The 25,110-nt window shown below is 61.3% G+C and carries 21 protein-coding genes; 4 read left to right on the forward strand and 17 right to left on the reverse strand.

Going from position 1 to position 25,110, the window contains the following annotated elements:
* Positions 1-73 precede the first annotated feature (73 nt).
* From ACST81_RS16170 to ACST81_RS16200, 7 genes are all read right to left on the reverse strand, one after another.
* On the reverse strand, positions 74-322 hold the full coding sequence (locus ACST81_RS16170) for a DUF982 domain-containing protein (protein ID WP_438749179.1): 249 nt from the start codon (positions 320-322) through the stop codon (positions 74-76).
* A gap of 97 nt (positions 323-419) precedes the next feature.
* On the reverse strand, positions 420-953 hold the full coding sequence (locus tag ACST81_RS16175; RefSeq protein WP_438749180.1) for a MerR family transcriptional regulator: 534 nt from the start codon (positions 951-953) through the stop codon (positions 420-422).
* A 156-nt stretch (positions 954-1,109) separates the two neighbouring features.
* A complete protein-coding gene (locus ACST81_RS16180) occupies positions 1,110-1,448 on the reverse strand; it encodes an integration host factor subunit alpha (protein ID WP_062576339.1) in 339 nt (112 codons plus the stop codon).
* A 94-nt stretch (positions 1,449-1,542) separates the two neighbouring features.
* The gene (locus ACST81_RS16185) at positions 1,543-2,514 is read right to left on the reverse strand and encodes a beta-ketoacyl-ACP synthase III (protein WP_438749181.1); all 972 of its coding nucleotides are present in this window, start codon (positions 2,512-2,514) and stop codon (positions 1,543-1,545) included.
* A 5-nt stretch (positions 2,515-2,519) separates the two neighbouring features.
* Positions 2,520-3,578, reverse strand: a complete 1,059-nt coding sequence (gene plsX, locus ACST81_RS16190) for a phosphate acyltransferase PlsX (protein ID WP_438749182.1) — start codon at positions 3,576-3,578, stop codon at positions 2,520-2,522.
* 202 nt (positions 3,579-3,780) lie between these two features.
* Positions 3,781-4,332 carry a YceD family protein gene (locus ACST81_RS16195; protein ID WP_438749183.1) on the reverse strand — a complete coding sequence of 184 codons (552 nt, stop codon included), beginning with the start codon at positions 4,330-4,332 and terminating at the stop codon, positions 3,781-3,783.
* An 85-nt stretch (positions 4,333-4,417) separates the two neighbouring features.
* Positions 4,418-4,954, reverse strand: coding sequence for a ubiquinol-cytochrome C chaperone family protein (locus ACST81_RS16200; RefSeq protein ID WP_438753609.1), 537 nt, complete (start codon positions 4,952-4,954; stop codon positions 4,418-4,420).
* Between the two features lie 131 nt (positions 4,955-5,085).
* On the opposite strand from ACST81_RS16200, the gene ACST81_RS16205 reads away from it, so the two are divergent.
* A complete protein-coding gene (locus tag ACST81_RS16205; protein WP_438749184.1) occupies positions 5,086-5,601 on the forward strand; it encodes an outer membrane protein assembly factor BamE in 516 nt (171 codons plus the stop codon).
* Between the two features lie 115 nt (positions 5,602-5,716).
* Here the strand turns inward: ACST81_RS16205 and ACST81_RS16210 are convergent, their stop codons facing one another.
* The 4 genes from ACST81_RS16210 to ribH all read right to left on the reverse strand — a co-directional run bounded on the left by ACST81_RS16210 (position 5,717) and on the right by ribH (position 10,277).
* Positions 5,717-7,855: a sodium-translocating pyrophosphatase gene (locus tag ACST81_RS16210; RefSeq protein WP_438749185.1), complete on the reverse strand. Its 2,139-nt coding sequence runs from the start codon at positions 7,853-7,855 to the stop codon at positions 5,717-5,719.
* 221 nt (positions 7,856-8,076) lie between these two features.
* On the reverse strand, positions 8,077-9,312 hold the full coding sequence (locus ACST81_RS16215; RefSeq protein ID WP_438749186.1) for an MFS transporter: 1,236 nt from the start codon (positions 9,310-9,312) through the stop codon (positions 8,077-8,079).
* Between the two features lie 9 nt (positions 9,313-9,321).
* On the reverse strand, positions 9,322-9,810 hold the full coding sequence (gene nusB, locus ACST81_RS16220) for a transcription antitermination factor NusB (RefSeq protein WP_438753611.1): 489 nt from the start codon (positions 9,808-9,810) through the stop codon (positions 9,322-9,324).
* Positions 9,811-9,815: 5 nt separating this feature from the next.
* Positions 9,816-10,277, reverse strand: a complete 462-nt coding sequence (ribH, locus tag ACST81_RS16225; RefSeq protein WP_438749187.1) for a 6,7-dimethyl-8-ribityllumazine synthase — start codon at positions 10,275-10,277, stop codon at positions 9,816-9,818.
* A 207-nt stretch (positions 10,278-10,484) separates the two neighbouring features.
* Between ribH and ACST81_RS16230 the strand changes: the two genes are divergently transcribed.
* A complete protein-coding gene (locus tag ACST81_RS16230) occupies positions 10,485-10,988 on the forward strand; it encodes a cupin domain-containing protein (RefSeq protein ID WP_438749188.1) in 504 nt (167 codons plus the stop codon).
* A 43-nt stretch (positions 10,989-11,031) separates the two neighbouring features.
* On the forward strand, positions 11,032-11,550 hold the full coding sequence (locus ACST81_RS16235; RefSeq protein ID WP_438749189.1) for a GNAT family N-acetyltransferase: 519 nt from the start codon (positions 11,032-11,034) through the stop codon (positions 11,548-11,550).
* Between the two features lie 21 nt (positions 11,551-11,571).
* Here ACST81_RS16235 and ACST81_RS16240 read toward each other — a convergent pair whose 3' ends face one another.
* The 6 genes from ACST81_RS16240 to ACST81_RS16265 all read right to left on the reverse strand — a co-directional run bounded on the left by ACST81_RS16240 (position 11,572) and on the right by ACST81_RS16265 (position 17,077).
* A complete protein-coding gene (locus tag ACST81_RS16240) occupies positions 11,572-11,895 on the reverse strand; it encodes a hypothetical protein (RefSeq protein ID WP_438749190.1) in 324 nt (107 codons plus the stop codon).
* 79 nt (positions 11,896-11,974) lie between these two features.
* Positions 11,975-12,595: a riboflavin synthase gene (locus tag ACST81_RS16245; protein ID WP_438749191.1), complete on the reverse strand. Its 621-nt coding sequence runs from the start codon at positions 12,593-12,595 to the stop codon at positions 11,975-11,977.
* The gene (ribD, locus tag ACST81_RS16250) at positions 12,595-13,707 is read right to left on the reverse strand and encodes a bifunctional diaminohydroxyphosphoribosylaminopyrimidine deaminase/5-amino-6-(5-phosphoribosylamino)uracil reductase RibD (RefSeq protein WP_438753613.1); all 1,113 of its coding nucleotides are present in this window, start codon (positions 13,705-13,707) and stop codon (positions 12,595-12,597) included. The genes ACST81_RS16245 and ribD overlap by 1 nt, the downstream gene beginning before the upstream one ends.
* Positions 13,708-13,781: 74 nt before the next feature.
* Positions 13,782-14,255: a transcriptional regulator NrdR gene (gene nrdR, locus ACST81_RS16255; RefSeq protein ID WP_062576326.1), complete on the reverse strand. Its 474-nt coding sequence runs from the start codon at positions 14,253-14,255 to the stop codon at positions 13,782-13,784.
* A gap of 13 nt (positions 14,256-14,268) precedes the next feature.
* On the reverse strand, positions 14,269-15,567 hold the full coding sequence (gene glyA, locus ACST81_RS16260; RefSeq protein ID WP_438749192.1) for a serine hydroxymethyltransferase: 1,299 nt from the start codon (positions 15,565-15,567) through the stop codon (positions 14,269-14,271).
* 184 nt (positions 15,568-15,751) lie between these two features.
* Complete coding sequence (locus ACST81_RS16265; protein ID WP_438749193.1) at positions 15,752-17,077, reverse strand: L,D-transpeptidase family protein; 1,326 nt, start codon at positions 17,075-17,077, stop codon at positions 15,752-15,754.
* Between the two features lie 479 nt (positions 17,078-17,556).
* Between ACST81_RS16265 and ACST81_RS16270 the strand changes: the two genes are divergently transcribed.
* The gene (locus tag ACST81_RS16270) at positions 17,557-25,110 is read left to right on the forward strand and encodes a hypothetical protein (protein WP_438749194.1); all 7,554 of its coding nucleotides are present in this window, start codon (positions 17,557-17,559) and stop codon (positions 25,108-25,110) included.

Genomic DNA, 25,110 nt, shown 5'->3' on the forward strand with positions numbered 1-25,110 from the left:
CCATCACGGCCGCCAAGTCCCTCTTGCTAAAACACCAATGTGAATCTGCAAAGTCGCGGCTTGTGGAAACAATCTATTGATCCAGAACCTCGATCTCCGCCTCGGCGGCGGCCGCGAGGAAAGCACGGCGCGCATCTTCCGACGGCCGCTTGCCCTCAACCACTTGCGCGCAGATGTCCAACGCCCGATCGAGCGCCGGCGCATCGTCGAGCGGCCAGTCCTCGATCATCGCCCAGGATGCCTCTGTCGTGTTGGAAATCGTCACGTATTTGCCCGGCCCTTCCAGGGCAAGCGTCACGCTTCTCGTCCAGGGCTGGTCCATGGATTCTGCCTCGCTCGATGATCAATGCGGGTTGGTATCATGGACAGTTCGCCGGCACGAGCAGAAAGCGCCCGCCGAAGGTGACGGACAAGGCGACTCAGCGGACCTGATCGAGCAAACGCTTGCATTCCAGGAGATCGTAGAGCGCTTCCTGCAGCAGCGCGCGGTCTTCCTTGCCGACCGACGTCTTGCCGACCGAGATTTCGGGTGCCTCGTCGCTGCCGCCGACAAAGGAGAAGAATCGGCGGCTGGCCGGCGCCTTGGCGCGGCCGACGATCTGGTCTTCTTCCGGATTGCCGAGCTTCGGCTGCGCAGGTTCCTCGATATTGGCGGCGGCAAGCGCTTCGACGGTCGCAAGGTCGCCGCTGGCGATGGCCGCGACGAATTTATTGCCATTCATCTTCAGGAGCTTCTGGACACCCTTGATGGTATAGCCGTGATCGTAGAGCAGATGCCGGATGCCCTTGAGCAGATCGACATCTTCCGGACGATAATAGCGCCGGCCTCCGCCGCGCTTCATCGGCTTGATCTGCAGGAAGCGGGTTTCCCAAAATCTCAAGACATGCTGCGGCAGGTCGAGGTCGTCGGCCACTTCACTGATGGTGCGAAACGCATCCGGGCTCTTGTCCATATCTTCCCCAATTTCGCATTAAACACAGCGTGCCGAAGGCATCACAGCCAAGGCCGCGAGCGCCAGGAGCCTTTGAAAAAACGATGATTACACGAATCATGCACATTTCAACGGCTTATGGACGTGTTTTCAACCACTTTAATGATGGGAAGGGTGTCAGGCGGCCGGCGACTGCGGCTTCTGCTTGGCCTTACGCGACAGATGCGCCTTGAGAACGCGCTGCTTGAGTACGTTGGACGCCTTGAAGGTCATGACCCGGCGCGGCGAAATCGGCACTTCCTCGCCAGTTTTCGGATTGCGGCCGATTCGTTCGTTCTTGTCGCGTACCTGGAAGGTCGCGAAGGAAGAGAGCTTGACGCTCTCGCCGCGCACGATAGCGTTGCAAATCTCATCGATCACGGTTTCGACCAGTTCAGCCGACTCCGTTCGGGAAAGACCGACCTTACGGAAAACCGATTCGGCCAAGTCTGCTCGTGTCACCGTTTTTCCGCTCATCTTCCCCCACCGATTTTCTTGAAATATCGATTAGCCCTGAAAGACTATTGCCCTTGTCCATCCCGGTCAAGCGTCTGCGACATATCACGATTTTTTACCAGCGGAGCAGAACCGAGCCCCAGGTAAAGCCGCCGCCCATGGCTTCCAGGAGGACGAGGTCGCCCTTCTTGATACGCCCGTCGGATGCGGCGACGTTGAGTGCCAGTGGAATGGATGCAGCCGACGTATTGCCGTGGAGGTCGACGGTCACCACAACCTTTTCGAGCGGAATCCCGAGCTTCCTGGCTGACCCGTCGATGATGCGGCGGTTGGCCTGGTGTGGCACCAGCCAGTCGAGATCGTCGGCCGTCGTGCCGGTTGCCTCGAAAGCAGCCTCGATGACGTCGGTGATCATGCCGACCGCATGCTTGAAGACCTCGCGACCCTCCATGCGCAGGTGGCCGACCGTGCCGGTTGTCGACGGGCCGCCGTCGACATAGAGCTTTTCGCGGTGGGCGCCGTCGGAGCGGAGTTGCGCGGTCAGCACGCCGCGATCCGCCGTCGTCCCCTCACCTTCCTGCGCTTCCAGGATGATCGCGCCGGCACCGTCGCCGAACAGCACGCAGGTCGTGCGGTCGTTCCAGTCGAGAATGCGCGAAAAGGTTTCAGCACCGATCACCAGCACGCGCTTGGCAAGGCCACCGCGAATATAGGCGTCGGCGGTCGTCACCGCATAGATAAAGCCGGAACAGACCGCCTGAACGTCGAAGGCCGCGCCGTGATGCATGCCGAGCCGGTTCTGGATGTTGACGGCGGTGGCGGGAAAGGTGTTGTCCGGCGTCGAGGTCGCCAAGATGATCACGTCAAGATCAGCCGGCGTCAGCCCAGCATTGGCAAGTGCCGCGCGCGCGGCCGCTTCGCCGAGCGATGCCGTGGTTTCACCCTCGCCGGCGATGTGGCGCTGACGGATGCCGGTGCGCTGCACGATCCATTCGTCGGACGTGTCGACCTTTTCTTCCATCTCGCTATTGGTCATCACCCGTTTCGGAAGCGATGCCCCGAAACCGCGAACCACAGAACGGATCATGATGCTCAAACCTCGTCAGTCGTGCCGGTCGCCGCACCTTCGGGAGGGCGCGAGGCATGGTATTTTTGCAAATCGTTTTCGATCTTGGTCTTCAGGCCATTGCGGACCATGTCATAACCGACATCGATCGCCGCTGCGAAACCTTCGGCGTCGGTTCCTCCATGGCTCTTGATCACGACACCATTAAGGCCGAGGAAGACACCACCATTGACTTTGCGTGGATCCATCTTCTCGCGCAGCCGGTCGAAGGCGCCCTTGGCGAGAATATAGCCAATCTTGGCAAGCAGCGTACGCGACATCGCGGCGCGCAGATATTCGGCGATCTGCCGGGCGGTTCCCTCGGCGGCCTTCAACGCGATATTGCCGGAGAAGCCTTCCGTGACCACGACGTCGACGGTGCCCCGGCCGATATCGTCGCCCTCGACGAAGCCGAAATAATCGATGCTGTCGATGCCGGCCTCGCGCAGAAGCCGACCCGCTTCCTTGACCTGTTCCTGGCCCTTGATCTCCTCGACGCCGACATTCAGCAGGCCGAGCGTCGGGCGTTCGATCTCGAACAGCGCGCGCGCCATGGCACCGCCCATCAGCGCGAAATCCATCAATTGCTGCGCATCCGCACCGATCGTCGCGCCAACATCCAAGACGATGCTCTCGCCCTTTACCGTCGGCCAGATGGCCGCGATCGCCGGACGCTGGATCCCCTGCATCATCCTCAGGCAGAAGACCGACATCGCCATCAGCGCGCCGGTATTGCCGGCAGAGACGATCACGTCAGCCTCGTTCTTGTTGACCGCGTCGATGGCCTGCCACATGCTGGCCTTGCCGCGCCCGCGCCGCAGCGCCTGGCTCGGTTTTTCATCCATGGCAATCGCCAGCTCGCAGGCATGAAAGCTGCTGGCGGCTTTCAGCTTCGGGTATTTGTCAAGGATCGGGGCACACTGATCTTGAATGCCGTAGAGCGAAAAACGGATGTCGGGATGCCGTTCCAGCGCCTTTGCGGCACCCGGGATGACGACCTGCGGACCGAAGTCGCCGCCCATCACATCAAGAGAAATTCTGACCACGCGTGCCTTATCCTTTATTCCTGCCACACTGCATGTTTCGTCCCGGCGCAATCAGTCTGGCGATGAGACACACGTGTTTTCATGACGTTTGAGGCGTAGCAGTCCCGCTTCCGGGACAAAACGGCCCAACGGGCTGGATTTCGGCCAAAATACCGTTTTTCGCTGACGTGACAACCGAATTGTGTCCCGCGGGTTTTCGGATTCAGTCCTTTTTCCAATCCTTGAGCACCGCGAAGGGATTCGGGCGGACATCATCCTTCTGGCTGCTTTCGACGCGCTCCTCAAAGGTCGCACCCGCCTTGCGCGGATAGGGATCGATCGCAAGCGCCGCATATTCCGTGACGGTCAGACCGACGTCGATCGTATCGCCGGTGAACGTATCGGGCAGATCAGGACCTTCCGGATCGAGAATCATCTCGCCGCTATCCGTGGCGGCAATCCGCGCCAGCCGAGAGTTTTCCGGCACGAAGATCGCCTCGACCGGTTCGTCGATCTCAGCCTCGACCGGGTCGAGCGTCACGACACAGGCCTGGACGATCTTCGCCTTCACATGCCCCTTGATCTTGACGCCGTCCTTCTTCCAGCGGGCGATCTGCAGATCGGACGTCAGTGACAAAACCTCGGACACGTTCCACTGGTCGCGCAGCAAAACGCGCTCCGCCTCGTTCGCCTCGAGGTGGACGGTCACCGCATTGGCCGAGATATTTGCGACCTTGACCGGATAGGAGAATGCGGGTTTTTCGTCGTGGTTCATCGTCTGATCCTTTCGGGCGGAGAACCGCCCAAGATAGTGCTGCCGGTCTTGATCGCGGCCTTGCATGTCGCGCCGTTGGCGACAGTCAGGCCGCCTCCGGCAGGTCAATCCGGCCGGTTTCTACGATATCCTCGCCTTTCAGCGCAAGTTGCGCCTCGGCCGCCAGCAGATAGTCGGCAAGACCGAGCATGGACAATGACGCATTCTCGGTCTGCGGATGAAAATTGCGCTTCAAGGCCGCGGCCAGTTCATCGCGATCCTTGTTTTCCAATGCGGCCGAATAGCTTTCGAGGCGTCCGTAGAACATCGCCGCCAGCTTCTTCATCCGCTTGGGCACACCGACATCGCCGACACCGAGTTCGCGGATCGAATGATCGACATCCTCGAAAAAGGCATCGATGATCTCCTGGGCAATTTCCTGGCCGGCGCGCGGCGAGATGCGCGTGCGGCGGAAATACAGGATCAGCGACGCCGACAGCATCTCGAACCGTCCCATCACCGTGTCCGGCACATCCAGGTCGGTATAGAGATAGGGACGGCGTGCGGCATCGGTCAGAAGCTCATACTGGCGTGCGACAATCGCCGTGTTGCCGTTTTTTTTGCCGAACAATCCAAATATCATCATAAAGCCCAAGTTTGACCGCTTCAAAATGCGGGAGCCCACGCATCCTGTTATTGCATGATCGCCGAAGCTGGTTTACCGAAGCAGGCACGAAATGCAATGGCGCATCTGCCAGCGTTACCTTGAGGGAGATGTCGTTGACGAAACGGTATTTCAAGTCAGACATGAAATTTCTGAGCAACGTCGTTTTCACATTGGCAATTTGCGCAACCACGCTTTCGGCCTGCAAGACCTCCGACGTTCTGAATACCCGCGAAACCATCAATCAGGGTTACGTCGTCGACCAGGAGACGCTCGCCCTGGCGCCGGTCGGCTCGAGCCGCGAACAGGTTCTCCTGTCGCTCGGTACGCCATCGACCACCGCGACCTTCGACAATGAGGTGTTTTACTACATCTCCCAGAAACGCACCCGACCCGTTGCCTTCATGAAACCGAAGATCGTCGATCAGAGCGTGCTCGCCGTCTATTTCGACAAGGACGGCGTCGTTTCGCAGCTCGCGCATTACACGCTGCAGGACGGCAAGGTCTTCGACATGATTTCCCGCACGACGCCGACGGGCGGCAAGGAAATGACCTTCCTCGGACAGTTACTCTCCGGCAATGGAGTCGGCAAGAGCATGGCGAAATCCCTCTTCGGCGGCAACTGATCCAGTTCATCGCCTGCCCGTTAAAAACCCGCCGGAGCTTGCAAGCGCCGGCGGGTTTTTCTTTGTTCATCGACCCCGCAACACCGATTCTCGTGTTGCGGGAGATTTGTTCGGATCAGCCGGCGAGAACAGCCAAGAGCAGAAGCGCCACGATGTTGGTGATCTTGATCGCCGGGTTGACGGCGGGACCGGCGGTATCCTTGTAGGGATCGCCGACCGTGTCGCCGGTCACGGATGCCTTGTGTGCGTCCGAGCCCTTGACGTGACGGGTCCCGTCCTTATCGACGAAACCGTCCTCGAAGCTCTTCTTGGCATTGTCCCAGGCACCACCGCCCGATGTCATCGAGATGGCGACGAAGATGCCGTTGACGATGACGCCGAGAAGCGATGCGCCGAGTGCGGCGAAAGCCGAAGCCTTGGAGCCGGAGATCAGCAGCACGCCGAAATAAACGACGATCGGCGCCAGGACCGGCAGCAGCGACGGCACGATCATTTCGCGGATCGCGGCCTTGGTCAGCATGTCGACCGCGCGACCGTAGTCCGGCCGATCCTTGCCTTCCATGATGCCTGGCTTCTCCCGGAACTGGCGGCGGACTTCCTCCACCACGGCGCCGGCCGCCCGCCCAACGGCCGTCATGGCGATCCCGCCGAAAAGGTAGGGGATCAGGCCGCCGAAGATCAGACCGGCAACGACGTATGGGTTGGACAGATCGAACGAAATCGACCCGACATCGGCGAAATACGGATATTTGTCGCCGTTGGCGGCGAAGTATTTCAGGTCGTTCGAATAGGCGGCAAACAGGACGAGGGCGCCGAGACCGGCCGAACCGATCGCATAGCCCTTGGTCACCGCCTTGGTGGTGTTGCCGACCGCGTCGAGCGCGTCGGTCGCTTTGCGCACATCCGGCGACAGATGCGACATTTCAGCGATGCCGCCGGCATTGTCCGTCACCGGACCGAAAGCATCGAGCGCCACGATCATACCGGCAATGCCGAGCATGGCGGTGACGGCGATGCCGGTGCCGAACAGTCCTGCCAGCTGATAGGTCGAGATGATGCCGCCGACGATGACAATCGCCGGCAGTGCCGTCGATTCCAGCGAGACGGCAAGGCCCTGGATGACGTTGGTGCCGTGGCCACTGACGGATGCCTGGGCGATCGAATTGACCGGGCGCTTGTTGGTGCCGGTATAATACTCGGTGATGACAACGATCAGAGCGGTGACAATCAGACCAACGATACCGCAGATGAACAGGTTTGTGCCGGTGATATCCTTGCCATCCGCCATGCCGATCGAGCCCCAGCCGATCGTCAGCGAAGTCGCCGCGCCAAGACCGACAATGGAGAGCACGCCGGTGACGATCAGGCCCTTGTAGAGCGCGCCCATGATCGAGCCGTTCGAACCGAGCTTGACGAAGAAGGCGCCGATGATCGAGGTGATGATGCAGGCGCCGCAGATGGCCAGCGGATAAGCCATGATGAGCGCGAGGTTCGCACCGCCGGCAAAGAAGATGGCGGCCAGAACCATGGTGGCGACGATCGAGACCGCATAGGTTTCGAAAAGGTCGGCGGCCATGCCGGCGCAGTCGCCGACATTGTCGCCGACATTGTCGGCGATCGTGGCCGGATTGCGTGGATCATCTTCGGGAATACCGGCTTCGACCTTGCCGACGAGATCGCCGCCAACGTCGGCGCCCTTGGTGAAGATGCCGCCGCCGAGACGGGCGAAGATCGAGATCAGCGAGGCGCCGAAACCAAGCGATACGAGTGCATCGATGACTTCACGCGAGCCCTCCGCCAGACCAAGACCGGCCGTCAGCACGAGGTAATAGATCGACACGCCGAGCAGCGCCAGGCCGGCGACGAGCATGCCGGTGATAGCACCGGATTTGAAGGCGATGTCGAGACCGGCAGCAAGGCTGACCGAGGAAGCCTGCGCCGTGCGCACATTGGCGCGCACCGACACATGCATGCCGATAAAGCCGGCCACACCCGAAAGAACTGCGCCGATCAGAAAGCCGATGGCGGCGGTGGCGGAGAGAAGGACCCAGGCACCGATGAAAACGACGGCGCCGACGATGGCAATGGTCTTGTATTGACGTGTGAGATAGGCCTGCGCCCCCTCGCGTATGAAGCCTGCAATCTCTTGCATGCGGGCATTGCCCTGATCGGCCGACATGACCGATTGCGTTGCCCAGATGGCATAAACCACCGAAAGCAACCCGCATGCGATAACGCCCAGTAATATGGTCATTTCGCTCTTTCCTCCGTTTAAACCTGCAGGCTCACTCCGTTCCGCAGACCCCTCAACAACGCCGCAGCCCTCGCCTCCTCTTCAAGCGAGAGCCGCATCCGTGGGGGCCAGAGTGCGGTGGCGAATCGGTATCGTCAAGCCAGCGCATCCGGAAAAACCCACGTTTTCCGGTATGTTGGCCATGACTTACGTCGCAGGAAGATGACTTTGGGAGATAAAGCTCAGGCTGCACGCCGTTTTTCGGCGACAAACAGCGAAACAAGCAGAACGAGGCAGAAAATCGTCACCGGCCAGACGGCGGCGCTCAGCATGTCCCAGCCATAGGCCGTCAGAACCTTGCCCGATCCGAAGGATGCGAGTGCCACTGCGGTGAACAGGATGATGTCGTGAAAACCCTGCACCTTGTCGGCCTCCTGCGGCCGGTAGCTGGCGGCGACGATCGCGGTCGAGCCAATGAAACCGAAGTTCCAGCCCAGCCCGAGCAGCACCAGCGCGCCCCAGAAATTCCACAGCGCGATGCCGGCATGGGCGACCAGCGCGCAAAGCATCAGGATGACCAGACCACAGGCCACGACCTTTTCGGCGCCGTAGCGGCTCACCAGCATGCCGGTGAAGAAGCTCGGCGCGAACATGGCCAGCACGTGCCACTGGATGCCGAGCGTCGCCATATCCTGCGAGAAGCCGCAGCCGACGACCATGGCGATCGGCGCGCCGGTCATCATGAAGGTCATCAGCGCATAGGTCGAGATGCCGCAGACCATGCCAGTCAGGAAGCGCTGGGTGAGCACGATCTCCCGCAAAGGCCGCACCGGCCCGGCCGGCATCGCCCCCGTCGCCGGACGCAGATCGGGCAGCCGCAGGAAGGCGAGGATGGCGATCGCGGCAAGACAGGTGGGAACCAGCGCGATAAAGGCACCGGCAAAGAATACAGGGGCCAGCATATCCTTGGTGAGGATGACGAGTTGCGGCCCGAGCACGGCCGAAACCATGCCGCCCGCCAATATCCAGGAAATAGCGCGCGGCTTGTAGAAGCTCGGCGAGGCGTCGGCGGCGGCAAAGCGCAGCTTCTGGGTAAAACCACCGGCGACGCCGGAGATGCAAAGGCCGAGCGCGAACATCCAGAAGTCGTTCTGGAACAATGCATAGGCCGCCAGCACGCCGCCACCGGCCCCCAGAAGCGCGCCGACCATGAAGGCCATCTTGCGGCCGAGCATTCTGGACATGGCCGCCACGAAGACGGCGCCGAGCGCCACGCCGACATTGAAGCCGGTCAGGGGGGCCGTCGCCAGCGACTTGTCGTCGCCGAGCAACTGGTAACCGGCAACGCCGCCAACGGAGAAGACGATGGGGCCGATCGTGCCAAGAACCGCCTGGGCCGCGGTCAGCAGATAGACATTGTAGCGGGCGCCGCGCAGTTCATGGTCCATGCCCTGCCCCTTGCCCTGCCACACGGTCATGCGATGCCCTTACTTCTTGACGTCGGTTCTGATCGTGCGGGCGATGCGGTCGAGCACGGCATTGACGAGCTTCGGCTCGTCTTCCTCGAAGAAGGCCTTGGCGATCTCGACATATTCGGTGACGATGACGGCCACGGGAACGTCCTTGCGCTCCTTGAGTTCGAACGTACCGGCGCGCAGGATGGCGCGGACGGTCGAATCGAGACGCGACAGCGCCCAGTCGTCCTGTAGCGCCGTGCCGATCAGCGGGTCGAGCAAACGCTGGTCGCGAACGACGCCGGCGACGATAGAGCGGAACCAGGAGGCATCCGCTTTCAGGTATGTGTCGCCGTCGAGTTCCTGGCCAAGGCGATGCGCCTCGTATTCGGCGACGATTTCGAGCACGCCGGTGCCGCCGACATCCATTTGGTAGAGGGCCTGGACGGCGGCGAGACGCGCGGCGCCGCGCTGATTGGCCTGCTTGATCTGCGGCTGGTCGACGGGTGGATTGGTCGGGATATCGCTCACTGGTCGCCGCCCAGCTTGATCTTGAGGTCGATCATGGTGAGGGCTGCGCGGGCGGCAAAGCCTCCCTTGTCGCCTTCGGATTTCTTCGCACGGGCCCAAGCCTGCGCATCGTTCTCTACGGTCAGGATGCCATTGCCGATGGCAAGGCTTTCGCTGACGGTCAGGTCCATGATGGCGCGGCAGGATTCGTTCGCGACGATATCGAAATGATAGGTCTCGCCGCGGATGACCATGCCAAGCGCGACGAAACCGTCATATTCGGTGCCGCCATTGTCGATGCCGTCGAGCGCCATGGCGATCGCTGCCGGAATTTCCAGCGCGCCGGGAACCGTGACGATGTCATAGGTCGCGCCGGCATCCTTCAATGCCGATGTCGCGCCATCGAGCAAAGCGTCGGCCATGTCGTCATAGAAGCGCGCTTCCACAATGAGGATATGTGGTTTGGATGTTTCGGCCATATTTCACCCGTTTGATTTTTTCGGCCGGACATCTCCGGCGCAGGCGGCGGTCAAACCATGCCGGAGCCCCGTTGGCAAGCATTTTTCGTCTAAACCGCCGATTTGCGGGCCGCCCGAGACCAATTGCCCGGCCAAAAGCGAAAATTGACCTTGGCTTTTCAATCCCGTGACGTCCCGGTACAAGTTTGCTCCGAAGTGGAGGAAAGTATGGCAGAAATACAGAAACCGATCGTCAACCCGGCAGAGCTTGAACTGGAGCACTGGCAGGAAGGCGCATTCTTCGAATCCCGCGATGCCTCTTTTGGCGCGAAACTTGGGCTGAAGAACCTCGGCATCGGCTATGGCGAAGTGCCGCCGGGCAAATCCGGCTGTCCGTTTCACAACCACCATATCGAGGAGGAACTGTTCGTCGTCCTCAGCGGACAGGGCGAATACCGCTTCGGCCCCAATCGCTATCCGGTAAGGGCCGGCGACGTGCTGGGCGCCCCGGCCGGCGGCCCGGAAACCGCCCACCACCTGATCAACACTGGAACCGAGCCGCTTAAATACCTATCGATCTCGACCAATGCGAAAGCCGAAATCGTCGAATATCCGGATTCCGGCAAATTCCTCGCCAAGTCGCAAGAGGTTTCAGGCAGCAAGCCCGTGTTCCGGTTCGTCGGCCGAAAAGGCACCGAAGTCGATTATTGGGACGGCGAGCCGGGAATCTGATCGAATAGCGAAATCGTATTTTCAACCGAACCGAACGGACCCCATGCACAGCGTACCGACCATCGAAACCGAACGCCTGATCCTGCGCCCCTACCGCCGCGACGACTTTGGCCCCTATAGCGCACTGTTTGCTGACGCCGGTGTCACACGTTTCATCGGCGGGGTGCCGTTCTCCCGCGAACAGGCCTGGACGCGTTTCCTGCGGCAGGTCGGGATGTGGCACTATTTCGGCTTCGGCTTTTTCGCGCTGCAGGAAAAGGAAACCGGTCATTTCATCGGCGAGGCCGGCTTCCACGATCTCCACCGCGTTATCAGCCCGTCGCTCGAAGGCACGATGGAAACCGGCTGGGCGCTGTCGCCGCTGTCGCACGGCCGTGGCTTGGCGACCGAGGCTGTCCGTGCGGCGCTGACCTGGGGCGACCAGCAATTCCCGGCGCTGCGCAAGACCTGCATCATCGACACCGCAAACCTCGCTTCACTGCGCGTCGCATCGAAACTGCAGTTCAAGGAAGCGAAGCGGACGACCTATCATGGCGCGCAGGTGATCCTGCTGGAACGGTAGGCCCGCAGTTCTACAGGTGCGCTAGAATATCGAATATCGTATCTCGACTTGTCCCTCGACCAGGTCTCCGTCGTTAAAAGGCTTGGCAACGACCTTGAAGAGCTGTTTTCCGATCGACAGCCGGAAGGGCTCGTCCAGTTCCATGTCCTCGCCGGGCCGCCCGCTGCCGGACAGGATGACAGTCCCGTTATGCGTAATCTCGAATTCCTTGCCTGCCAGTTTCGCCGGATCATCCGCCATCAGCTTCAGCGATTTGATGCGCACCGGAAACGGCACGACCGGACCCGTCGAATAGCGGATTTGGCCGTTTTTGGCGGTCAGCGAAAAAGTCCGCGTCAGTTTCATGGCGTTTCCCTTTCTCGCGGCGGCGAACCCGTGCCACATGCCATGCCGTCGGTATCGAAGCTGCCACCAGCGATCCGGTTTAAGCGCCTTTCGGCGCCGGAAATTCCGCCAGTCTTGCCGCATAGCGTGCCATCGTATCGACTTCGAAATTGACGAAATCGCCGGCCTTGCGCTGTCCCCACGTCGTGACGTCCAGCGAATGCCGGATCAGCAGAACGTCGAAATCCGTGCCGTCGACGGCGTTGACCGTGAGCGAGGTGCCATCGAGCGCGACGGAGCCCTTCGGCGCAACGAATTTGGCCAGATGCTCCGGCGCGCGCAGGCGAAAACGTGTCGCCTCGCCTTCGGATTCAACAGACAGGATTTCCGCCTTGCCGTCGACATGGCCAGAAACGAGATGTCCGCCAAGCTCATCGCCGATCTTCAGCGAGCGCTCAAGGTTGATCTTCTGGTTTACTGTCCACGCCGAGATCGTCGTCAGCCGCAGCGCTTCCTCCCAGGCCTCGACCTCGAACCATCGCTGGTTCGAGCCCTCTTCCGGCAGCGTCGTCACGGTCAGGCAGACGCCGGAGCAGGCGATCGAGGCGCCGATGTCGATGCCTTTCGGGTCATAGGCGGTGGCGATGCGCAGCTTGACGCCCTCGTCCAGCGGCGTGAGCGTTTCGACGGTGCCGATATCGGTGATAATGCCGGTGAACATTAGGGGATTCTTTCGTATTCGTAGGTATCGAGGAGATCGTCGCCGAGTGTGGTGGTCTGCCGATGGGTAAAGCCCACCGGGATCAGATGGCGATCAAGTGGAGATGGCACCCCCTCCTCGCCAAGGGTGGCAGGGCCTGTAAACAACAAAATCCGGTCGACAAGGCCGGCATTGAGAAACTGCTGCGCGGTGCGCGCGCCGCCTTCGATGAGAAGCGACGAGACGCCACGCGTGGCAAGCGCGCCAAGCAGGTCGGCGGGCTCGATCGGATTGCAGAGGACGACTTCGACGCCGAGGTCTTGCAGCGCCTGTCGGCGCGCGGCATAGGCATCGGAACCATCTTCCCGACCACTCACTGCGATGACGGGGACAAGGCGCGCCGTTTGCGCCAGCTTTGACGTCGTGGGCATGTCGAGTTCCCCGTCGATCACCACGCGCAAAGGCGAGCGCGCCTCAAGTCCGGGAATGCGGCAGGTCAGTTCGGGATTATCAGCGATCGCCGTACCAATGCCGACGAGGATGGCGTCGGTCTCCGCCCGCAGGCGCTGGACGTAGTCACGGGCAGCGGTGCCGGTGATGCGGATCTGCCCCTGCCCCTTGATGCCGATCATGCCGTCGGCGGAAACGGCAAGTTTCAGAGTCACATAGGGCCGATTGTTGCGCTTGCGCATGAGGTAGCCCTCAAGCTCGCGCTCACCTTTTTCTTCCAGCACGCCGGTATCGACCACAATGCCGGCATCGCGCAAGATATCAAGACCACGCCCGGACACCCGCTCATCCGGATCAGTCACCGCGATGACGACGCGGGCAACACCGGCCGCTACCAGCGCATCGGCGCAAGGCGGCGTCTTGCCGTGGTGGGAACAGGGTTCGAGCGTGACATAGGCGGTCGCGCCACGCGCTGCGTCTCCAGCCAGCGCCAGCGCCTGTGTCTCCGCATGCGGCCGACCGCCAACGGCGGTCACCGCGCTGCCGACGATGTGGGGACCGTCGCCATCATCGCGAACGATGACGCAACCGACGGACGGATTGGAACCCGTGGCGCCACGATTGCGGTGCGCGACAGTGAGCGCCTCCGCCATGAACCGATCGTCTTCAGCCCTGTCAGCCATCTCGTCCCGCGTCATGTCATCGATTGCGAAAAGGCAGAACGCCGCCTGTTCGGCGGCGTCCTTCGAAGCAGAAATCAGGCGCCGGGATCCCGCGCGATCTTCGCGCTGATCTCGGCGATCACCTTTTCGAAATCCTCCGCATGGGAGAAATCGCGGTAGACCGAGGCATAGCGGACGAAGGCGACGTCATCGAGGCTCTTCAACGCCTCCAGCACCTGCAGACCGATCTCTTCGGAGGCGATTTCGGTCTCGCCGGAGCTTTCCAGCCGCCGGACGATGCCGGAGACCGCCCGCTCGATGCGGTCGCGATCGACCGGCCGCTTGCGCAAGGCGATCTCGAACGACCGCAACAGCTTGTCGCGGTCGAACGGCGCCTTGCGACCGGTCTTTTTCAGGATCATCAGTTCCCGCAGCTGCACCCGCTCGAAGGTCGTGAAACGTCCGCCGCAATCCGGGCAGATGCGCCGCCGGCGAATGGCCGCACCGTCCTCTGCAGGACGGCTATCCTTCACCTGGCTGTCTTCCGATCCGCAATAGGGGCAGCGCATCCGGGTTCCTTGATTACAGGTAGGGATACATCGGGAAACGGTCGGTCAGCTTGACGACCTTCTCGCGGACACTGACTTCGACGGCGGCATTGCCTTCGTCCGAATTCGCAGCCTTCAGGCCGTCGAGGACTTCGACGATCAGGTTGCCGATTTCGCGGAATTCCGCTTCCTTGAAGCCGCGCGTCGTGCCGGCCGGCGTGCCGAGACGGACACCCGAGGTGACGAACGGCTTTTCCGGGTCGAACGGGATGCCGTTCTTGTTGCAGGTGACGTAGGCGCGGCCGAGAGCGGCTTCCGCCCGCTTGCCGGTTGCGTTCTTCTTGCGAAGATCGACCAGCATCAGATGGTTGTCGGTGCCGCCTGAAACGATGTCGAGACCGCCGGCAATCAGCGTTTCGGCAAGCGCCTTGGCGTTCTTCACGATCTGCGCGGCATAGTCCTGGAATTCCGGCTGCAGCGCCTCGCCGAAGGCGACGGCCTTGGCGGCGATGATGTGCATCAGCGGACCGCCCTGGAGACCCGGGAAGACGGCCGAATTGATCTTCTTGGCGATATCCTCGTCGTTCGTCAGCACGACGCCGCCGCGCGGGCCGCGGAGCGACTTGTGCGTGGTGGTGGTTGCAACGTGGCAATGCGGGAACGGCGACGGATGCTGGCCGCCGGCGACGAGACCGGCGATATGGGCCATATCGACCATCAGATAAGCCCCGACTTCATCGGCGATTTCGCGGAAGCGCTTCCAGTCCCAGATGCGGGAGTAAGCGGTGCCGCCGGCGATGATGAGCTTCGGCTTGGTCTTGCGGGCCTTCTCGGCGACGTCGTCCATATCGAGCAGATGGTCGCCTTCGCGCACGCCGTAGGACACGACATTGAACCACTTGCCGGACATGTTAACCGGCGAGCCATGCGTCAGGTGACCGCCCGAGTTGAGGTCGAGACCCATGAACGTGTCGCCCGGCTGCAGCAGCGCCAGAAACACCGCCTGGTTCATTTGCGAACCAGAATTCGGCTGGACGTTGGCGAAGTTGACGCCGAACAGCTTCTTGGCGCGCTCAATGGCCAGTTCCTCGGCGATGTCGACGAACTGGCAGCCGCCGTAATAGCGCTTGCCGGGGTAGCCCTCGGCGTACTTGTTGGTCATGATCGAGCCCTGCGCTTCCAGAACGGCGCGCGAGACGATGTTTTCAGACGCGATCAGTTCGATCTCGTGACGCTGGCGGCCCAGCTCCTTCTCGATCGCGCCAAAAATATCCGGATCGGTATCGGCGAGCGAACGGCTGAAGAAAACGTCGGTGGAGGCGGAAACGCTCATTCTCAAAGCTCCTGTGAGACTGTGGCACGGTGTTTAACGTCCTCGCATGGCAAGGGCAATACGGGCTGTGCGATTTGCGCCATTTCCCACACATGCGACGCCGGAAATGCGACAGGAAAACGAATGCAAAAGGCCGCGCATCCCGACGGATGCGCGGCCCTGAGAACCCTATTGGTGAAATGTCTTATTGCGGCAGGTTTTCGCGCTCGATCGAACCGGCGGCCTGCTCGATGCCGGTAGTCGTCTGCAGTGCCAGTTCCTGCTCGCCGTCCATCTCGTAAATGTCGTCGCGGAACTGCACGATGCCGTCGGTCGCCGCCCAGGCGGTGACATATTTGAAATAGACCGGAATTTCGACCGCCAGCTTGATCGGTGAATTCTGGCCCGCACGAATAGTAGCCTCGATCTGCTGGCGCGACCAGCCAGGCGTGTCGCGCAGAAGCCAGGTCGTCAGGTCGCGAACGTTCTGAACGCGCACGCAGCCCGAGGATTCGAAGCGGGCAAGCTTGTTGAACAGACCCTGCGACGGTGTGTCGTGCATGTACTCGTTGTTCGGATTGTGGAAGTTGATCTTGGTCGATGCCATGGCGTTGATCTTGCCCGGGTCCTGGCGAAACATCAGGTTCGGCGCCTTCTCGGCATTCCAGTCGATGGTTTCCGGCGCGACCTCGTTGCCCTGCCCGTCGAGCAGACGAATGGCATTCTTCTTCAGGTATTCCGGGTCCTTTCGCATCAGCGGCACGATGTCCTTCTCGACGATCGAGCGCGGCGCCGTCCAGTACGGATTGAGGATGACCTCGTAGATCTTCGAATTGATGATGTGGGTCGGGCGGCTGAGGCGGCCGACAACGGCCTTGTGGCGGGTCGCGACACGGCCATTCTCAACGGCCTCGATATAGGCAGCCGGGATATTGACCATCACGTAGCGGCCGCCGAGATCACCGGACATCGACTGCAGGCGGACGATATTGGTGTTGAGTTGGCCAAGGCGGACATCGGCAGCGATGTTTATCGCCTTGACGGAATATTCGCCGAGCACCCCATCCGCCGGCAGGCCGTGACGGGCCTGGAAGCGCTTGACGGCGCCATCGACATAACTGTCGAAGGAATTGGAAATGCCGGCCGAGCGGGGAAGGTCGCCGGAAATGATCAGGCGCTGGCGCAGAGCCTGCACGGAGGGATCGGAAACGCCCATTTCCAGACGCACCGGCGAATTGACCTGCGGCCAGCCGCCAGCCGAAACTATCTGCTGGTATTGGGCAACGGCATTCTGAGTGTTGAACAACGTATCCGTGCCGAAGATCGGATTGTTGGACACGACCGCGGTTGCGCTACGCGACGCCTTGGCGTCGAACTGATCATCCCAGACGCCACGCCGCGGCGCATTGATGATCTCGTCGAGCGCGTCCTGCGCCATCGCGCCGCCGGCCCATGTCGCCGCACCGAAAGCTGCGGCTGAACGCAGAAAGCTGCGGCGTGAGAAAGCATCGGTTCCGTTTTTCTTCGACATAGTCCCTACCAATCATGCTGCGGTGCAAGGCGCAGCGCTATCACAAACACGGTTAACAAACGCCAACTCAATCTTCAAAGGCAGACACAGGCCGTTCAATTTCCCGAGAGCGTCAAACGCTGGAGCCCATCGCTCGCCCATCGGCAACAGAAGCCGCGCGCAGAGTCCAAAGCTCGCATTTTTCATCCCTGTGGCTGTCATAGTAATATGGCCAATTCGTGTCGCTGCAGCACCCACCGCATCGCAACATTCCGGTGCAATCGAAGTGCGGAATTTCCGTCACAGCGATGGGTTGGGCCATACACATTTTTCTTAGACCTAAAGCCGGGCGTAGTCCTCATTTTTCCGGCACAACCAGGCACACCAACAAATAGCAACTTTTGCGATAAAAATTTTCGATAAGTACTTTACGTTGTATATTTAATATGAGTTAATGAACCCTCAACGTGAGCGGCCTGACGTCCGGGGGGGCTTGCAAGATGGTTCTGGCTTTTCGTCTCTATGGTAATTTTCATTGGCCGCCGCGCCCGGATATCGAGGATCTGGCAAAGGACGCGCGCCCCGGCGTTGTCGAGATCCACTACCGGAAAAAAGGGGTGGCGGGCGATTTCCGCCCTATCCTGCGATGGACCCCGCAAGACAAATATCGATCGGACCAACCGCTTCCCGATATTCACCCCAGCCTGTTCGATTTCACAGTCACGGAAGCCATCGCTTGGTTCGAAGACAATGCTTCAAATGATTGCGCCATCTGGATCGACGCCGGAGCGCATAACATCGATACCGACTGGGTCGCCTTCCGCGGTGCCTTCCTACTTGAGCAGCACCGGGCCGCAACTTCTTTGCAGAAGGAGGTTCTCGACCTCCGCTGGCCGCTCGTCCGGTCATGCCAGTATGCCCCTGGGATGACCGTCCTGTCCGGGCTGGATGTCGGCCGTCGGGGCGGTCCGCGTTTCTGCCTCAACCTGCACCTGCCCTTGCCCGCCCGCAGGGCGACGCTCCTCTCCGGCCCGCCGGTCGATCCCGGCGCCTTTCCGTTCACCGCCGTCTATGAACCCGGCACCGGCGCCTTCGACAAGATCCTGCAATTCACCACCCTCGTGGGCGGCTGGATCGAGGGGGATGCGGTCGACACCTCCCCGACACCGTTATCGCTGACCTCGTTCGTTTTCGGCGGCGGCAAGTATCCATCCGACGCCACGCTCGGAACCTTCGGATTTTCGGCACGTGGCGAGCGCTCGCAAGGAAACTTCGCCGTCTATAACGGCAAGCAGAAATACAAGACGATCGACGCCAGGAAATTCTGGCCGGACAATTCACGTCCGTTTACCCAGGACATGCTCGGCCGCTACGGTTTTTCGATCGATCCCAAATCGGCCGAGTGGCCCCGACTGAAGGCGGGCGACACGACCGCTGACCTCAGCCTGCGCTTTACGAGGGAAGACTTGGAAGCCGAAAAGCCGGCCTTCATCTATCGCATCGCGGTGTCGGCCAGCGGCGACGATCCGAAGGCAGCCGACGATATCAAGAAGGGCGGCAATGGCCTCAGCCTGCGACTGCAGAAGGAAACCGGCGGGTGGGTCAATACCGCCGAAAACCTCTATGTCGATTGCAAGCTGTCATGGCACATCCCGGACGACGATATCTGGAGCACGGACGAACGGCGCTGGTCGCCGAAAGTAGATGTTGCCTTGCACTGGAAGAACGATATCCCGACCGGCGACAATCTCGGTGGCAGCCCGGCAAAGGGCGCGGACCTCGATTTCGGCCTGTTGCGCCATGCCGCGCATTCGTTCCGCGATGCCCGGGAAGCACTCAAACCGGTCGAGGCCGGACAGGCGCGCTCCATCCTGCCCGAACTTCAGGCCGACGGCAAACAGGCGATCCGGCTGGCGCTCACCGGGCCATCGCTGGAGGCTCGTTTCCTCGATGACGGCGCCAAGGATGCCAGGTCCTCCGGGCTTCTGGTCTGGGGGCGCCCGGCGGCCACCGGGCCGACGCAAATGCTTTTCGTCCGCCCGCGCCTGCGGCTGACGCTGGCCAAGCTGGGCGATCTCATTCAAAACTCCGAAGACACCGCCGGATTGACGGCCAACGCGCTGAAGCTGATCGCTAGCGGACTGACCTTCTTCTACGACCGGAAGGTGCCGACGCGGGTCAACCTGCTGCTCTCGCGCGACGATGGCTGGGCTAAGGCGCAGAGCGAGGCCGTTGCCGACGGCGAGCCCTTCTTCGCCTCCTATATTCTGGAGGTCATGTCGCCAACCGATGCCTGGTCGGGCCGGCTTTCGTCGCTGCGGTTCGACTTGAAACCGGTGGAAGGCCCGTTGCCGCCACGTCCGGAAGACCTCACCAGGACCTATTTGCGCCTGGGTGGCCCGGGCACCCGCGACGGCATGGGGGACGGTGGCCCGCCGCTTCCCCTTGCGCCGAACCGTATCGCCGCCTCGATCCATGCCGTCCTGGCCGTCAGCGACGTCATTCCGGTCGGTGTCGACGTCGCCCGCATGGACCGTTCGGGCCGTCCCGCGCCTCTCCTCATCCGCCCCGACGGAGACGGATCGACCAGCGCTGCATCCGGTTACCGCTACTGGCTCAGCATCCGCGAAAGCATCGCGCCGACACAGGACCGCCTGATCGAGGCCGATATCTACGAGAGCGCACCGGTAGCCGGCGCGCAAAACTATGTCGTCCTTTCCGAGGAGCCGTTTTCGCTGTACCGCTACAGCCACAAGCCGCTCGGCGATCGCGGCGATGTTGGCTCGGCATCGGTCGCCACCTATTCGGGCGACGACCGCGTCTGGCAATACCGCAAGGTGGCGAACCACTATCACTATATCCTGCCGCCGCAAGCGGTCGGCGAGAGTGCCGACAAGCCTCGAAGACTGGAAATCCACGACCTCTGCCACGACGTGGCTGATGGCTCGCAGGATGCCATCCGCCCTTTCGTGACCGAAGGCGATAATGCCAGGACCAGCCGTTTGCGGCGCCGGGTGGTGGAATTCCGGCTGATGCCATCGACCGAATTCTGGATTCGTCCGAGCGATGTCGAGCGTGGCTATTTCATGCCGGAATCGACCAGCTACGAGATTTTCCGCCAGCGTGGAGAATATGGCCTGGGCGCTGCGCTTGCCTATCTGCGCGGCGAATTTCTCTATGGTCTTTCCGTCGGCATCGACGTCTCGCGGGAGGGCGCGGTGGCCCGCCAGGCGCGTGTCGCCGAAATCGAGGCACTGACCGGCAGGATTACCGGTCCCGCCCGTGACGCCGACGCGGAAGCAAACCTTTCGGCCCGCTGGAACACCCTTGCCCGCGCCGTCGCCCGTCGCCCGGAGCGGCTCGAGGTCTGGGCGCGCGATCCGGATTCGGCCGTCGATTTCACCCCTGCCCGCTTTGCTGACGGCGTCAGTTTCGCCCTGCGGAGCACGGCCCTGCACCGGCCGCCGCTCGCGAGGCTCGAACAGCCCGGTGATCACGATGCCTGGCCCAATGTCGGCGGTCTCAAGCCGAATTTCGACGCCGGTCCGCAGCGACTGGATCGGAGCAAACCGCGTACGCATCCGCAGGGATTGAGCGGCGGCGCGCTCTGGCCCGTCGAATCCAGCAATCTGTTCAATGAACTGCTGCAGCGGCCGGAATCGAGCGGCGGAACAATCGAATCCATCGCACTTTCGCCGACCGGCGGCGACGCGACACAGAAGGCAAGCCTGCTCGGCGGCATCGTGACGATCATCAGCGAGACCCGCAACGGTCATGTGGAGCGGCAGAAGGTGGAGGTGCTCGGTCGTATCGGCGCCCTCTGGCATCGCGCCAAGCACGTCGTCGTCTACGAACGCACAGTCAATCCGTCAGCGCAGTTCGCCCCCAAACGTGCCGGGGACTCGCAACGCACCCGTTCGCGCCGCCCGATCCTGCGCAAGGTGCGCGAATATGTCGAGTTGCTGGAGCCCGAGCGCCGCTACCCTGATTTTACAGCCGCGACGCCCCGCAGCACCGGCTTTCTCGAATGCGTGCGCTTCAACTCCAAGGTCATCAATGTCGACAGCGCCTGGAGCACGGAGATCAGTGACTATGGCTGGAAAATCCCGCTGTGGAATCTCCTGAGCGCCCGCGAGCGGCCTCAGGTCTATCCGATGCCGGACATTGCCTTCGTCACAACGGCGGAGGGCGATGGCAACAATCCCGTCGTGGCGCAGGAATGCATCGACACCGACAACCTGTTCTTCTTCTCCGAGTTCAAGGCAAACACGAGCGACACCAATCAATGGCAGCCGCGCCTCGGCATCGACTATGCCGGCATGCCCCCGGCGCAATCGATTGCCAAACTGACCGACAAGCCTTCGTCCGGCGGCCCGGAAAAGCGCCGCCCGGCCGTCACCCGCATCCTGCCTGGAACGCGCCGCTTCACCTGGCGCCTGGCGCCCGCCGCACAGAAGACGGCCATCAATGCCGGTCGCTCCGGCAAGCCGGTCTATGTCGGCCTCGACAGCGTCAGCTTCATGCGCGTGGAGAATGGGAAACGGACCTTGAAGCCGCTACTATCGAGTATGCTTGGCGGTGTCGCGAGCCTTCCGGCATCAGGTCAGGAACCAGCAGAAATTTGTAATCTGCCCTACTGGAACGCGACGGGGAAAGGCACGGATATTCCGGGCGCGGACGGATTTTCATCGGCGATTTCAACCTTGTCCGGTGCACTTGGCACCAACCCGCCCGGCGATATCACCGCCGCATTGACCGCTCTCGATCAGCTCTGGACGACCGACAAATTCAGCGATGTGATCAAAAGCAAGCTAACCGATGCTGCGGCAGCCGCCCAGCCCGGCATCGCGAAACTGATCGGGATCGCCGATTCATTTCAATCCGGCGGCGGGGCTTGCGACGAGCTGAAATCCAATGTCATCGGCATGATCCAGCGCAAGGAAATGCTGCTTCGAACGACGCTGAACGACTGGGCTGCGGATGCGGAAAACATCCTCAATGAGCTTGAGCACGAACCCACGCTGCAAAAGGACGCGGTGATCGCGACACTGTGCGGCGAGATCGAGGCCTGCCTCGCGCCCGTCTTCGCCGATGCGAGCCAAGACGTCGGCAAGCTGGGAGAAAGCATCGAAAAAACGCGGTCTATACTTGTTCAGCTCGATGCCGATATCGAAGCCATCATCCATCGGGCGCGGCTGCGCGTCGAACAATTTTCCGCCGGTTACGATCGGGACAAGCCATGGTCCGACGAGCGGCGCAACGGATTCCGCACCGGGCTGCAGGCATGTGTCAGCAACATCTTCGACGACGTCGCCGGTGCCATCGCCGAGACACGCCAGCGTTTCGCCACCGAACTCGACGATGTCAGCCAGCGCGTGGGTGGGCATCTGGCCAAAAGCCTCAGTACGATCGCCGCCATGCACAGCATGGTGCCCGACACTGTCGTTTCGCTCACGCGGTCTGTCGATAAGCTATGGGAGCCGATCCTCGCAAAGCTTGACGAACTCGCACCCTCGGGTGGCGGCGATGGCACACTGGCAGCGTTCAACGCCAAGGTCCAGACCTCCACGGCAAGCAACGACCTGAAGACCACGGTGGCTGGTGTCATCGCCGCTGCGACGCTGTCGATCGCCGAAATCAGGGCCGCTGCTGCGACGTCGCGAGCAGCAGCGACAACACTGGATGATATCGCCGCCACCGGCATGGGTGACCTGCAGTCCGCGGCCGATGCATTGTCCGCGGCGCTGGTGACAGCGATCACCGAGCTCGGAAAAACAGCCAAGGCGCTGTTCGATCTTGCCAGCAAATTTACCGACACAACAGGCATTGCCCTCGGTACGGAATGCAGGATGTTGGCGGCGCAGTTTGCAGAAGGCGCCGATCTCATTGCGGATCAGATGAACAATGGCCTCGCCCGCATCGGCCACACGGTGGACCCCATGGTTCGGGCCGTGACCGGCTGGCTGCGAACATCACTCGTCGCACTGTTGAAACAACTGCACGGCGTCAAAGGTGAGATCGCCCCCTATTTCGATGACGTGAAAGGGGCGTTCGATGCCGTTCAGAACGCTCTTGCACCGGAAGCCCTTCTTCGGAGCGTCGTGATCGCGCAGATCACCAAGCCGGTTCTTGCCAAGCTGCTATCGCCCCTGCCGGACAGCGTCGCGGGCACTGGTGTACCGATCTTCCTTTCCCACATCCGCAAACTGATGGTGGAACTCAGCGAAGCAGCGGGAACGGCAATCCAGGCTCTGAAAACCGATGCCCTTGGCGGGCTGGACTTCATCTCCAACATTTGTGGCGCGGTTTTCGAAGGGGCGGACACAGTCAAAAATTACATCAACGGGCTCGGCAAGGACGTCGAAGCATTTTTCGACCAACAGATCGGAGCAGTGAACCAGACATATGGCGCACTCAAAAAGCAGATCGAGGACGCGCTGAAGTCCGGTGGGGACATCGCGGCCAAGGCCGAAAGCCTTATCGGCACCGTCAAGGCCTTCGACCATTCCGTGCGCGGCTTGCAGAACGATCTCTCCCGTTCGTTCGAGACGGCGCGCATATATGGCGACCGGGTGCTCGATGCAGTCGGGCGGCTTGACGATCCCGATCCGATGGCGGCGCCGTCCAACATCCTGAAACTCTATTCGGCGGTCAGTTCGGCACCGGAGCTTGCGGCGCTGAAGGCGGACATCGACCGGATTCGCTCCGGCTTCGACGATCTCACCGACATCATCGACACGACCGAGGCAAGCGCCCTGTTCAACCGGCTGGGCGACGAATTGAAGGCACTCGGCCTGACGCTGCCCTTCAACCAGATCAGCGACCGACTGGTCGCGCCCGATCTCTCCAATTTCAACATCGGCGACATCTTCGGCAATTTCGGCGGGCTCAATTTGAAAAGCCTGTTTGACGGCTACAAGATGCCGTCCGGCATCCAGGAAGCCATTCGCGTCACCCACGATTTCGACAAGGCGCAGGCGAGAGCCTGGGTGCAGGTCGATATCGACGCGCCGATGCCGGGCCGGCGCACTCTGTTTTCGCTCGGCGTCTTCCAGATCGATTTCGTCGACATACACCTGACCGGACAGGTCCGACTGGAAGCCTCCAAGGATCAGGACCGGGTGACGCAGACCGGATTTGGCCGCATCGACACGACGATCGACGTCATCGCCGCCGGCCAATCGATGGTGCGGTTCGAAAAATTCGCGCTGAATTTCACCCGGGAAAAAGGTCTCGAGATTGAGTTCGACCCGAAGAACATCCACCTCAATCCGTCCTTCAAATTCATCCAGGATTTTCTTTCCACCCTGTTTCCGGATGAGGCGGGTGGACTGAAGATCGTCAAACAGGACAATATTCCCGTCGGCGTCGAACACGATTTTGTCATCCCGCCGATGACGCTGAATTTCGGCACCAGCGGCGTCTCCAACATTTCCATCGAGAACCACTTCAAGCTCGTCGCCTTTCCGGATTTCATGATCGCCAACCGGTTCAATCTGTCGACGATCGAGCGTCCGTTCATCTTCTCGATCTTCATCATCGGCGGCACCGGCTATATCCAGATCGACGCGGAATACAGGCCCTTCGACAGCCAGCTGATGGTCTCCGTCGAGGCCGGCGCCGGCGGGTCGGCGGCACTTGCCTTCGCAGTCGGCCCCTTCGTCGGCCAGGTCTTCATCACCCTGTCCGGGGTCATGACCTATCGCAAGATGATCGGCAAACCCGGCGGCGGGCTGTCGCTGGCGGTCGTCGTTGTCATCGCCGGCCAGGTCGAGGTCTGCGGCATGGTGACGGTCGGCATCAATCTGATGTTGCGGCTGAGCTACCGCGACAACGGTCAGATCGACGGTCAGGGATCCTTGACGGTCAAGATCCGCATCTCCCGCTTCTTCACGCTGAGCGCCCGCGCCAACGTCAACTACAAGCTGCGCGGCGGTAAATCGGAGACCTCCGTGACCAGCAGCGTCAGCGGCCAGGTCGAGGATGAAAAGCTCAGGAAGAGGATCGAGCAGGCCGAACAGGCGGTCAAGAAACTCCAGAAGGCGAGCAACTAG

The sequence above is a fragment of the Pararhizobium sp. O133 genome (assembly GCF_051669845.1).
Taxonomy (GTDB): domain Bacteria; phylum Pseudomonadota; class Alphaproteobacteria; order Rhizobiales; family Rhizobiaceae; genus Pararhizobium.